The organism is Shewanella sp. S1-49-MNA-CIBAN-0167 (genome assembly GCF_040310145.1).
In the GTDB taxonomy this organism is placed as follows: domain Bacteria; phylum Pseudomonadota; class Gammaproteobacteria; order Enterobacterales; family Shewanellaceae; genus Shewanella; species Shewanella psychromarinicola.
Genome location: NZ_JBEOPO010000067.1, coordinates 1 through 11,365, shown reverse-complemented (window position 1 = coordinate 11,365; position 11,365 = coordinate 1). Strand labels below are relative to the sequence as shown.

The 11,365-nt window shown below is 41.1% G+C and carries 9 protein-coding genes, 1 tRNA gene and 2 pseudogenes; 10 read left to right on the top strand and 2 right to left on the bottom strand.

What is annotated here, in order from left to right:
- The first annotated feature begins 102 nt into the window (after window positions 1–102).
- The 3 genes and pseudogenes from AAEZ00_RS20020 to AAEZ00_RS20010 form a co-directional block, all read left to right on the top strand.
- A complete protein-coding gene (locus tag AAEZ00_RS20020) occupies window positions 103–480 on the top strand; it encodes a transposase (protein WP_233768498.1) in 378 nt (125 codons plus the stop codon).
- 41 nt (window positions 481–521) lie between these two features.
- Window positions 522–1,546 (top strand): annotated as a pseudogene (locus AAEZ00_RS20015) (IS630 family transposase).
- A 16-nt stretch (window positions 1,547–1,562) separates the two neighbouring features.
- Window positions 1,563–1,874: pseudogene (locus tag AAEZ00_RS20010) on the top strand (transposase); the annotation flags it as partial.
- A 588-nt stretch (window positions 1,875–2,462) separates the two neighbouring features.
- On the opposite strand, the gene AAEZ00_RS20005 reads toward AAEZ00_RS20010, so the two are convergent.
- Complete coding sequence (locus AAEZ00_RS20005; protein WP_351089635.1) at window positions 2,463–4,712, bottom strand: peptidase U32 family protein; 2,250 nt, start codon at window positions 4,710–4,712, stop codon at window positions 2,463–2,465.
- Window positions 4,713–5,178: 466 nt separating this feature from the next.
- On the opposite strand from AAEZ00_RS20005, the gene AAEZ00_RS20000 reads away from it, so the two are divergent.
- A complete protein-coding gene (locus tag AAEZ00_RS20000; protein WP_335689494.1) occupies window positions 5,179–5,616 on the top strand; it encodes a CidA/LrgA family protein in 438 nt (145 codons plus the stop codon).
- 35 nt (window positions 5,617–5,651) lie between these two features.
- Window positions 5,652–6,338, top strand: coding sequence for an LrgB family protein (locus AAEZ00_RS19995; RefSeq protein WP_124014330.1), 687 nt, complete (start codon window positions 5,652–5,654; stop codon window positions 6,336–6,338).
- 400 nt (window positions 6,339–6,738) lie between these two features.
- Here the strand turns inward: AAEZ00_RS19995 and AAEZ00_RS19990 are convergent, their stop codons facing one another.
- The gene (locus AAEZ00_RS19990) at window positions 6,739–6,882 is read right to left on the bottom strand and encodes a hypothetical protein (RefSeq protein WP_157822161.1); all 144 of its coding nucleotides are present in this window, start codon (window positions 6,880–6,882) and stop codon (window positions 6,739–6,741) included.
- A 218-nt stretch (window positions 6,883–7,100) separates the two neighbouring features.
- On the opposite strand from AAEZ00_RS19990, the gene AAEZ00_RS19985 reads away from it, so the two are divergent.
- The 5 genes from AAEZ00_RS19985 to AAEZ00_RS19965 all read left to right on the top strand — a co-directional run bounded on the left by AAEZ00_RS19985 (window position 7,101) and on the right by AAEZ00_RS19965 (window position 11,363).
- Window positions 7,101–7,520 (top strand): secondary thiamine-phosphate synthase enzyme YjbQ, encoded by a 420-nt coding sequence (locus tag AAEZ00_RS19985; RefSeq protein WP_351089632.1) that lies wholly within the window; start codon window positions 7,101–7,103, stop codon window positions 7,518–7,520.
- Window positions 7,521–7,783: 263 nt separating this feature from the next.
- Entirely contained in the window at window positions 7,784–8,428 is a 645-nt protein-coding gene (uvrY, locus tag AAEZ00_RS19980; RefSeq protein ID WP_101030271.1) for a UvrY/SirA/GacA family response regulator transcription factor, read from the top strand.
- Between the two features lie 44 nt (window positions 8,429–8,472).
- The gene (gene uvrC, locus AAEZ00_RS19975) at window positions 8,473–10,305 is read left to right on the top strand and encodes an excinuclease ABC subunit UvrC (RefSeq protein ID WP_351089630.1); all 1,833 of its coding nucleotides are present in this window, start codon (window positions 8,473–8,475) and stop codon (window positions 10,303–10,305) included.
- Window positions 10,306–10,349: 44 nt separating this feature from the next.
- A complete protein-coding gene (gene pgsA / locus AAEZ00_RS19970; RefSeq protein WP_101030273.1) occupies window positions 10,350–10,898 on the top strand; it encodes a CDP-diacylglycerol--glycerol-3-phosphate 3-phosphatidyltransferase in 549 nt (182 codons plus the stop codon).
- Window positions 10,899–11,290: 392 nt separating this feature from the next.
- A tRNA-Gly gene (locus tag AAEZ00_RS19965) sits at window positions 11,291–11,363 on the top strand.
- The last annotated feature ends 2 nt before the right edge of the window (window positions 11,364–11,365 follow it).

The following is an 11,365-nucleotide window of genomic DNA, read 5'->3' as shown; positions in this document are numbered from 1 at the left end:
AATACCTAACAGATTGTTAAATTTGGCAATAATTCACACGCCAATACATTCTTACTGAGCCAAGTGCATAGGCATGATGAATTAAAACCATGGCAAAAGAAGATGTGGTGTATTGGCGAGTTAAACAGCGACTTCATTGCGCAGATGGAAGAGGTGCTGGAAATTTATGCTATGCCTGCGGATGAAAAACATCCTGTGGATAATTTTGATGAAGCAATGAAACAACTGGTGTCACATGTAAAACCGCCCAAATTAGCTTCACCAGGGCACTTAGCTAAAGATGATTACGAATACCGGCGTGAGGATGTGGCCAATATCTATCTGATGTACGACAGGCATCGAGGCTGGCGGCATGCTAAAGCAACTGCAACCAAGAAACGAGAGGACTTTGCAGCGTGTATGCGGGATTTGGTTGATGTTCATTATCCTGATGCGGATAAAATCCACGAGGTTTTAGACAACTATACCCATGATCAATGAAGATGCTTGATTTTTTACCAATGAAGATCACCATACCCCTCATGAAAAACATCAAGTTGACCATCGAGCAAAAAATAGATCTTGAAGCCCTTCACGACGAGAGTCGAGATGGGCGTGTTCGTGATCGAATTAAAGCCGTTTTACTTCGCTCTGAAGGCTGGTCAACACCGATGATAGCTCAGGCCTTACGACTGCATGAAACAAGTATCGTTAGGCATATTGATGATTACGTCAGTAAAAATAAGTTAGACCTGAAAATGGAGGTTCACGACCTTATTTGAGTGAAACACAAACTGATGAGGTTATGGCTCACCTGATGTTAAACACTTATCGCTGCTCGTATGAAATCATTGAGTACATATGGAGAAACCATGGGCTGCGCTTCTCTATTCCAGGTTTAAATAAATGGCTTCATCAGCATAACTTTAGCTACAAATACCCTAAAGGCGTCCCTCATAAGTTTGATGAAAAAAAGCAAGCCGATTTTATTGAGCAGTACACTAAGTTAAAGTCTGAAGTAGTTGATGAGCCTATATTGTTTATGGATGCTATGCATCCAACTCAAGCGACAAAAGTAAGTTGTGGCTGGATAAAAACAGGGCATGACAAAGCGATAGAAACAACGGGTAGTCGGACTCGATTAAATCTAGTTGGTGCAATTGATTTGAATGACTTAGCTGCCGCTCAAGTGAAGCGTTACGATAAAGTGAATGGTGAAACTATTCAGCATTTTTTCGAGGAGATAAGAGCGTATAACGGCAGTGATAAGCGAATTCATTTAATTTTAGATGGTGCAGGTTATCACCGAGCACAAGTCGTAAAGAATAAAGCAAAAGAGCTTAATATTGGGCTTCATTACCTCCCGCCTTACAGCCCCAATTTAAACCCAATAGAACGTTTGTGGAAGGTAATGAATGAGCATGTGAGAAATAACAAATATTTTGCAACGGCGAAAGAATTCAGGGATAAAATTGATGAACTTTTTAGTCAAACACTTCCCCTGATAGGTGATATTTTAGGGAGTAGAATTAATGACCATTTTCAGGTGTTAAAACATGCACCTTGAAGAATGATGGGTATATACAACGCACACCCCCGGTTCTTTATACAAAGCTTATCCAGCAGAAGAAGCTCGGCGTATCTTGAAGAAAATTGAATTTCACTACACCCCAAAACATGCCAGTTGGTTGAATATGGTAGAAATTGAGATTGGCGTGATGAACAGGCAATGTTTGGATAGACGAATTGCCACTTGGGATGATCTACGACTTTCGCTTACGGCTTGGGAAACAGCCAGAAATAGCGAGAATGCTCGTATTAAGTGGATGTTTGATGTAGATAACGCTCGGTTGAAACTCAACCGAGCTTATAAGCTTTTAAACAGTCAGAATTAAATGGAATTAGTACTAGTGTGTTGACATTCAACGGGAATAAAACCCAGTCACCCAAGAGGGTTGGCGGATATTTAACCATTTCTCTAGTTTTTAGTTACCTTTATTGACTTGCAGGTAATGAATGATAGTCTTATATTGCCCATGTGTGGGATGCTAGCCAATATCTATGTAGCATCATTGTCTTCGTCTCATTCTCATCGCTCTTATAACAACGTTCATAAAAGTATCCATCATCATCCTATAAACTGCCAGGTTGATAGTCAGCTATATACGTTCGATAGTTCAGTAATGCTGGTTTGGTGTCAGCTGTTAAATGATGTGGCGTCACAAGTGAGCATCGTTAGACACAATCTTGGGTTAGAATCATGCGTTAGAAGAGCTCATCAAAATGCTTTGTGGATTTGAAATTGCTCTGGGTGATGTTTTAGAACCCATTCAAACGAAAAAACGGGATGACTCAGACGGACAAGAGTTTAGTCAATTGGCGTTTTGCTCAAGCGTAAAAATATTTAGCATTAGACAGAGTCCTATCTAATTAGAAAAGTCACACTAAATTAGATCTAGTACACCTAATAAGACATCTTTCAACTAGATCCCTTTGGTGTACTGATTTGATATGGTGGGTTGTACCTGCTCCGTCAGCCTCTCAATTGCGGCTTGATCACCGGCAATCAATTTGCGTAATGCTTCGATAAAATCAGCTTTTGACCCATTGATCTGTGTGGATGTTTTAATATCTCGTAAATCCACCAACAGGCTAGTGAACTTGCCAGCCAAGTCACCGACAATATCCAAATTCATAAAGTTATGATTATTGTATAAACTATTGTGCGACCCCTTTTGTTTATCAATAACAAAAGCATTGTCCTTCACATTGATGATTGATGCATGCTTAGCGCATTTCGGCAGGCACTGGTTATCTACTCTATCTTTTTTACAACCGGTGACTTGGTGGAAAAAACACTGGCGGCTGGTCATTAATAATGTGGGATGATAAATGCTGTAATGTAGCTCGAAAGCTTCTGGGCATTTAATCGATCTGATTTGCTTTCGTGCGAGTTCGTTCGAGATAAAAGCGCCGCTACAATTAAAAGTCCGTTTTAGCGCTTCAAGACTAAACGAGTTACTCAGGTTGAGTTGAGGGCCGGCTATCCAGTCAATATTGGCGTTAAATGCCGCAAATCCGATACCAGTATTATTAGCCACAATATGTTTAGGCTGCACAGCGTTGAGTAGGGCAACGGCTTGGGAGAAATCATCGCCAATAAGGATTGATGGAAACCAAGGAGCCAGATTTTGATTGTCGTTAAACAATTTAACCAGCCGATTAAAATGCTTGCCTATCTTTTCAGGTATTAGGTAATAGCAAATATCAGCGATTTCACCCAGTTCAATGTCTTTGTCATTCGCAATCAATACCACCAGCTTTGCTGCGCGGTCTTCCTTTGAGCTGGCGTTAGATCCTAGAACAATACTGGGTACTTGAACGTCTTCAATGAGTGGTTTGTCACCATTTAATTTGTGTTCAATTTGGCGTTTAAGTTCAGTTATCAACTTATACGACAGGTAGGTGCCATCAGTGAAACGTTCAAAATCAAGTTGTTCAATCCGGTACTTATCATTATTTAAACTGCTGAAGCGTTTGGTTAATGTTGCTTGGTCAATCGAATGGGATGCCGGTTGTTTATGGGTGTCAACGCGAACTGAAAAGCGTAAGTCATCTGCAGTAACATCGACGTCAAGCTGACCATTTTCTTGGGTGATAAACGTAAACTTCAGCGGGATTTTATCTATGACCATGCTGCTCGTTAGTTTATCTAGCGTCTGGATAATATCTGTTTTATCGTCGTAAATTTTCTGCTTCACAGCATCGATTTCGACTGGGCTTTTTGCATTGGTAAGTTGGATAAAATAATCGTTACTATTGTCTCGCGGGTTATCAATAAACATATCTTTATTGATATTGTTATTGAGATAACCATCGGTAAAATCACGATTAAAAACTTGATGTAAATTAATTTTTTCATCGACAAGTGGTTGGTTTTGGTAATATCGCTGTAATTGCTTACGCCAAGTATTTACCACAGTGTACACATAATGAGGCTTCTTGATCCGACCTTCAATTTTGAGTGAATCTACTCCAGCCTCAGCAAGCTCAGTTAATTGGTGGTAAGAAGAGTTATCTTTCATGTTGAGTGGGAATTCTTTAGCCGCTTTTGCAGGTTGATAGGCGTCTCGGCAGGGTTGGCTACAACGTCCTCGGTTGCCTGAATTACCGCCATGAACGGAGCTGATATAGCAAAGCCCTGAGAAACTGATGCAGTTTGAACCGTGTACAAAAACCTCCGTCGCCATATTCAAGGCGTGCGACACTTGAGTTAGGTCGCGGATCTCGTCAAGGGTTAACTCGCGTGAAAGGTTGGTTCTGCTCGAGCCTAATTGATGTAAAAACTCGATTTGGCCACTATTATGAGTTGTGACCTGAGTCGAAGCATGAATGTCTAAGCTCGGAAAGTAATGACCAAGAATGTAGAACAACCCCAAGTCTTGCACTATAACGCCGTCAATATCAGTATTCACGAGGCGGTTTAACAGCCGAAATAACGCCGGAACTTCCGTTTCAATAATGATGATATTCAGGGTGAGAAACATCTGACAATCGTGCTTGTGTGCTAATGCAAGTAGAGGGTTGAGCTCATCAAAGCTGACGTTTATCGCTCGGTTTCTTGCATTGAAGTTATCTAAGCCAAAATAAACCGCATCTGCGCCAGCAACAATGGCCGCTTTAATGGCTTCAACATCGCCGCCAGGGGCAAGTAGTTCGATTTTTTTATTCACTGAAAATAACTCGGGTTAACGAAAGGGGACTGCTTTTACAAGCGCGGCGTATTTTACGGTGTGAGAAGCCGCATGTCTATGCGGCCACACAGATGGTGACCGCGATGGGTCAATCAAGTTGACATTATATTGCCAATCACAATCATTGGTGAATTTTTAATCACTGTTTTGGTTTTTTGTTACCTTTATTAACTTGCAGGCAATGAATGATGGCCAGACCAAGACAAACAGTCGTCAGTTTAGATGACTCGTCTTATGATCACCTTTGTTCACATGTTATCCATAAACCGAGTGACCAGCCTTAGCGAAACCGCCAGCGTTAACAACTTCGGTGAAATAGTGCAGTGCTTTAAGAACTCAGTGCATAACCAAAAGGAATGAAGTTAATCATTAATATTCATTTTTTTTATCATTTGAGCAAGCGTAAACTCTCAATATCAACTAAAAAATCGATATTTGAAACGAAATGTTATCTCCATTAAATACCCATAGCGCCTTTTTGAAGGGCAAAACAACCTTAATCGTCCAAGTGAGTGGTCTATGTTTATTTGCTTGGCTATGTCAGTGGGCGGCTCACTCGGTTCATTCTGTTATTCCAGGAAGCGTTATTGGCTTAGGCGTATTATTGATATTATTATCTTGCCAATGGCTACCCGAAAAAGTCGTCAACCAAGGCTCGGCATGGTTAATTGGCGACTTACTTTTATTTTTCATTCCCCCCGTTGTCGCGGTTACCAAATATAAATCAATACTAGAAAACTATGGTGCTGAGTTGATTATGTGCATGTTACTGGCCAGTACCAGTGTGCTATTAGGTACGGCTGTTATCGTTGACAAGTTATTTAAGTTTGAACGTAAACAACGTCTAAACAACATTTCCTCACAGCGCTCACACCTTAAGTAACCGCTCTTTCAAATTGAATTTAATGGGTAGCAACAATGAACGATTCATTATTAGGCGCTTTGTGTTTATTACTCACATTGGCAGGATATTACCTCAGTAAGCGGCTTTATTTACGCCAACAACGGGTTTGGTTTGCCCCCATTATCATGGCCCCGACGATTATTTTGTTGACCGTGGTTATATTTCAAATTCCACTGGTCGATTACTTTCAATTTACCCATTGGCTGCCCGCTTTACTGGCACCTGCCACGATTGCATTTGCGGTGCCCATTTATCGTGAACGGCTACTAATCAAACGTTATCCGTTAACGATAAGCCTTGGGGTAATGGCTGGGTTATGTTTAGGCGTTGGATCCTCATGGTTGATTCTCCATTTCACCAATATGCCGTCAGCGCTTTCTCGTAGTTTAATCGTAAGATCGGTATCGACCCCGTTTGCCATTGAAGCAACAAGTGCATTTGGTGGCATACCGGAATTAACCGCAATGTTAGTCTTAGTCACAGGTATTATGGGAATGCTGATTTGTGAGCCCCTTTTTAAAGCGGCTAAGATACAAAGCAGCTTAGCGAGGGGGATTTCTTTAGGGGCATCTGCACATGGCGCTGGAGCGGCTAAAGCGAATCAAATTGGTCGGGAAGAAGGGGTTATCGCCAGTTTAACCATGATTTTTACCGGTATTGCCATGGTTATCACCGCGCCCTTATTTGCGTTACTGTTTTAGCTCACCTCAGAACGGTTTAAGTCATTGCTGTGAGTGGCGCTGTCTAACAATTTATGTATTAAAACAAGAGTGGGGAATTGATTGAGCCATTCGTCGCGATTAGGTCCCATTCCACATTGATTGTGGACTCTATTGCTAAACATGCCATACAAAGCGAACAGCTATAACAGAAAAAAGTTGATGGGTTCGCTTGTCCTGATTTAATAATGGAACACCCATTGTTGGGCTTTATTCTCGCTTGGCAAAACACCTTGTGTCTGCTGGGGGTAAACTGCGAAATAAACTTTGCGTCTTCAAATCAGTGAAGTCATTACCATTGTGTTATTTTATCGCTCCGTTAAGCACTATTACGGCTAATTTTTTGCCGTTACTCCACCAAAGAATGTCCTGAACTCTTCAGTTATACCGTCAGATATTGCTTGCCCGCTGCTGAATCGGCTTCAATCTGCCATGATACGTTGATTAAAATCAAACGTTCTATGCTATGTATGTCTGCATTTTTCATCAATACCCATGTTGAGTCGACTGTAAAAGTTATTAACACATGAAGACGCTTTGTGAGCAAAAGAATGGCAAGTTTGATATGGAACCGGTGAAATATTCATATTTTGCTTATATGCCTCATCTTTGAACTCGATGAGAGGTTAAGTAAATTATCTGACAATGAGCCCAAATCGTTTCAGACTTAATACTACTCTGATGTATGCTTCGCACTTCGCTTGACGATACGTTGTGCGTTAAAATCAAAAAAGGATCCATTTGATGTGGTTACAACGAGAATTGACTCTTAAGACACAGCGGCGAGGATTTCATTTAATTACCGACGAAGTGATCACACAGCTGCCCGAGCTGAGATCCATAAATGTTGGATTATTACATGTGTTTATTCAGCATACATCTGCATCACTAGCGATTAACGAAAATGCAGATCCCACTGTTCGTGGCGATATGGAGCGGTATTTTAATGTACTCGCACCAGAAGGTGCGGCATACTTCCAGCATACAGATGAAGGTGCTGATGATATGCCTGCTCATATTAAGTCGACGTTGATAGGTGTTAGTCAGACTATCCCTATTACTAACGGGCACCTGAATCTCGGCCTTTGGCAAGGTTTATATTTATGCGAGCATCGCGATCATGCTTGTTTGCGCACCATTATTGTCACGTTGCAAGGTGAATGATTTAAAAGATTAAATGGCAATGTTAAGGAAACCGTGCTGGATATTTTATATACATATTTCACGTTCAACCATGACTTTACTTGTGTCTGTAAATGTAAAGATGTTAAATTTAGGCATCAAAGGTAGATGGGTAAGATATGCAATTTTACCCGCGCAGTTTTAGCATAATATTTTGGCATATTATTTTGCCTATAAATGTTTTATATATAAAAAATGGCCCTAAAATCCAAAAATAAATTACGCATAATAATAGGTGGGTTAACGTGATATCTGTATATTTGGTTGACGACCATGAACTCGTGAGAACGGGGATCCGTCGTATTTTGGAAGATGAGCGTGGTATTAAAGTCATCGGTGAAGCACCTGATGGAGAAACCGCGGTACAGTGGTCGCGACAGAATGAAGCAGATGTCATTTTAATGGACATGAATATGCCAGGTATGGGGGGATTAGAAGCTACTCGTAAAATTTTGCGCTACCAGCCCGATGCAAAAATTATTGTATTAACTGTACAAACTGAAGATCCATTTCCGACAAAAGTGATGCAGGCGGGTGCCTCTGGGTATTTAACCAAAGGGTCTACTTCACCTGAAGTATTACGCGCTATTACTCAAGTAGCTCGAGGTCAACGTTACTTGTCGTCAGAAATCGCCCAGCAAATGGCTCTCAGTCAATTTAACCACTCTGATGAGAACCCATTTAGCAGTTTATCTGAACGTGAGTTGCAAATCATGATGATGATAACCAATGGCGAGAAAGTTAATGATATTTCTGAAAAATTAAATTTAAGCCCGAAAACCGTCAACAGCTATCGTTATCGGTTATTTGCTAAGCTTGGGATCGGCGGAGATGTTGAGTTGACCCGTTTAGCTATCCGTTACAAAATGCTCGATACAGGTTCATTTTAGTCGGGAATACGTTATTCCTCGCAACGCATTAAGTAGCTTTAATCATGTCCAGTGGTTTTAACGCCAAATCCTTTTTAAAAAATGTTACCTCAGCGCCTGGGGTTTATCGTATGTACGATAAGCGCCAACAGGTTATTTATGTTGGTAAGGCCAAAGATCTTAAAAAACGTCTTAGCTCCTATTTTCGAGTCAATATACCCAACATTAAAACCCAAGCATTGGTATCGCATATCGATCATATTGATGTGACCGTTACCCATAGCGAAACCGATGCGTTATTGCTTGAAAACGATTATATCAAACAGTACATGCCCAAATACAACGTACTGCTTCGTGATGATAAATCGTACCCGTATATTTTGTTAAGTGGCCATAAACATCCTCGATTGGCATATCACCGTGGTCCCAAACGTGAAAAAGGTCATTACTTTGGCCCTTACCCTAATGGTGGTGCAGTGCGCGAGAGTTTGCATTTAATGCAAAAATTGTTTCCTATCCGCCAATGCGATGATTTGTACTACAAATCGCGATCTCGCCCTTGTTTACAATATCAATTAGATCGTTGTAGTGCGCCTTGTGTCGGAATTGTCAGTGATGAGGAATACAGTGAGCAGGTTAAATTAGCCAGTCTATTTTTACGCGGTAAAGACAAGCAAGTGATATCGCAATTGGTGGCAAAAATGGAAATTGCTGCCATTGATTTGGAATACGAACGCGCGGCACAATATCGCGACCAAATCACCGCTTTAAGGCGGGTTGCAGAGCAGCAGGAAGTATCGAATCAGAAAGGGGATATGGATGTCATTGGCGTCGACTATGCCTCTGGTATTGCGTGTTTTCACCTATTGTTTATCCGCGACGGCAAAATCTTTGGCAGTCGCAGTTATTATCCTTCTGTACCTGCAGAAACTGCAATCGAAGAAGTGTTGTCGTCATTTTTAGGCCAGTTTTATCTCAATGCCGATATCCAACGTACAATTCCCAAAGAAGTCATCCTCAGTCATCACTTTGACGGCATAAAAGAGTTGCAAGCCTCTATTGAACAAGCACTAGATAAAAAGTTTGAATTAAAAACGCAAGTGCGTGGTGATCGGGCCAATTTTTTACGCTTAGCCATGACTAATGCCAGTAATGCTGTTGCCACGAGATTGTCCCATAAAAATACCGTTGAACAACGGTTCCTATTACTTGAAGAAGCACTTGAGCTTAATGAGCCTATTAAGCGGATGGAGTGTTTTGATATTAGCCACACTATGGGCGAAAGTACTGTGGCCTCGTGTGTGGTGTTTAATCGAGAAGGGCCGCATAAAGCCGATTATCGCCGTTATAATATTACCGGAATTACCGGTGGCGATGATTATGCTGCTATGGAGCAAGCGATAAGCCGTCGATTCGATAAAATTGATAACAATGGCAAAGTACCTGACTTGGTCTTTATCGATGGTGGCATCGGCCAATTAAGAGTGGCGCAAACTATTGTTGATGAGAAGTGTGTCAATATTGATCATCCGCCATTACTCATTTGTGTGACCAAAGGCGAAGGGCGCAAAGCCGGACTCGAAACCTTCACCGTTGGTGGCAGTGAACAAACCTTTGAACTCCCGAGTGATTCGCCTGCATTTCATTTAATGTTACACATCCGTGATGAGTCACATCGATTTGCGATTGCCGGACATCGTAATAAACGCCAGAAAACACGTAACACCTCTACATTAGAATCTATCGCCGGAGTGGGTCCTAAGAGGCGTAAAGCCTTGTTGCAACATTTGGGTGGAATACAAGAAGTCAAAGGCGCTAGCGTGACTGAATTGACAAAAGTACCCGGAATTAGCTTAGAAATGGCACAAACAATCCATGATACATTGCGAGGGGGCTAAATTTAAGGCAAAATTGGCGCTGCTTCTGACAATTTGGTCTTTTTATGCCGTTTAATTTACCTATTGCACTGACATTATTTCGTATTGCTTTGTTGCCCGTTTTCATAGCCGTTTTCTATTTACCTTACTCATGGGCACCATTTGTTTCAGCATTTATTTTTTGGTTGGCTGCACTGACCGATTGGTTAGACGGTTATGCCGCTCGCAAACTAGGTCAGCTAACCCGATTTGGCGCTTTTTTAGATCCTGTTGCCGATAAAGTCATGGTGTCGACAGCATTAGTGTTGTTGGTTCAGCAAAATGATAATATGTATTTAACCTTAGCTGCATTGTTTATGATTGGCCGAGAGATTGTGATTTCTGCATTACGTGAATGGATGGCCGAAATTGGCAAACGTGGTGTGGTAGCCGTTTCTTGGATTGGTAAATATAAAACTGCCGCGCAAATGGTTGCCATTACTGGATTAATTTGGAAACCGACGCCTTTGCTAACCGATGTTGCCTTTGGGTTGTTTTATATTGCGGCCGCACTGACGTTCTGGTCGATGATAAGTTATATTTCAGCAGCTTGGAATGATTTAACTGCTGAATAGCATAATAATACTTCAATAAGATTATTTAGTGCGCAAACAGTCATAATTGCGTAAATCAACAATTGACACTCGAGGTTAATTCGGTAAAATGCCTCCCCGTAGACAAGTGACGAGTTAACAGTAAGGCTTAGGTTTTTTGTTAACTAACACATCTCTATAGTATTAGTTCGATAAGATAAGTTGAAAGACGATACCTTTCTTACATATACAATAAAGCATTAAAACGATTGAAATGCGACAATAGTTTAGCTGGATAGGTTGAAAGACGATACCTTCCTCGCTGATATAATAAAGCATTAAAAAGATATAAAATGCGATATTAGCTCAGTTGGATAGGTTGAAAGACGATACCTTCCTCGCAGATATAATAAAGCATTAAAAAGATATAAAATGCGACATTAGCTCAGTTGGTAGAGCGATACCTTGCCAAGGTATAGGTCATCGGTTCGAACCCGATATGTCGCTCC

Excerpts from the sequence above, each read along its gene's own strand:
- uvrC (WP_351089630.1), top strand. The coding sequence starts at position 8,473 with ATGTCCAGTGGTTTTAACGCCAAATCCTTTTTAAAAAATGTTACCTCA.
- AAEZ00_RS20020 (WP_233768498.1), top strand. The coding sequence starts at position 103 with ATGTGGTGTATTGGCGAGTTAAACAGCGACTTCATTGCGCAGATGGAA.
- AAEZ00_RS19985 (WP_351089632.1), top strand. The coding sequence starts at position 7,101 with ATGTGGTTACAACGAGAATTGACTCTTAAGACACAGCGGCGAGGATTT.
- AAEZ00_RS19995 (WP_124014330.1), top strand. The coding sequence starts at position 5,652 with ATGAACGATTCATTATTAGGCGCTTTGTGTTTATTACTCACATTGGCA.
- pgsA (WP_101030273.1), top strand. The coding sequence starts at position 10,350 with ATGCCGTTTAATTTACCTATTGCACTGACATTATTTCGTATTGCTTTG.
- AAEZ00_RS20000 (WP_335689494.1), top strand. The coding sequence starts at position 5,179 with ATGTTATCTCCATTAAATACCCATAGCGCCTTTTTGAAGGGCAAAACA.